Here is a 714-nt window from a genome sequence, read left to right on the forward strand (position 1 = left end):
GGTTAACCTTGCCACTGAATGTAAGTCGCTGACCCATTATACAAAAGGTACGCAGTCACGGAACAAGTCCGCTCCTACTGTTTGTATGCACACGGTTTCAGGATCTATTTCACTCCCCTTCCGGGGTTCTTTTCGCCTTTCCCTCACGGTACTGGTTCACTATCGGTCGATTACGAGTATTTAGCCTTGGAGGATGGTCCCCCCATATTCAGACAGGATGTCACGTGTCCCGCCCTACTTGTCGTACGCTTAGTATCACCGGTCCGATTTCACATACGGGACTATCACCCACTATGGCTCCTATTTCCAGAGGATTCTGTTATCGGTCCGACTATCACGTACAGGCTCTTCCCATTTCGCTCGCCGCTACTTTGGGAATCTCGGTTGATTTCTTTTCCTGCAGCTACTTAGATGTTTCAGTTCGCCGCGTTCGCCTTGCATACCTATGTATTCAGTATGCAATACCCTAAAAGGGTGGGTTGCCCCATTCGGAAATCTGCGGATCAAAGTGTGTTTGCTCACTCCCCGCAGCTTATCGCAAGCTACTACGTCCTTCATCGCCTGTAATCGCCAAGGCATCCACCATGTGCACTTATTCGCTTGTCCCTATAACGTTAGCCTCTCATCATTTGCATAATGAAAGAGCGCTACAGGGATAAGAAAGTACAACGTTGTTGCTTGTTTGTTGATACATACAATCATTACCCATCGATT

General features: G+C 47.9%; 1 rRNA gene. It reads right to left on the reverse strand.

Going from position 1 to position 714, the window contains the following annotated elements:
* Positions 1–606 (reverse strand): 23S ribosomal RNA (locus CSQ93_RS28525); the annotation flags it as partial.
* Between the last annotated feature and the right edge of the window lie 108 nt (positions 607–714).

Source organism: Janthinobacterium sp. BJB426 (genome assembly GCF_002735705.1).
In the GTDB taxonomy this organism is placed as follows: Bacteria; Pseudomonadota; Gammaproteobacteria; order Burkholderiales; family Burkholderiaceae_D; genus Janthinobacterium.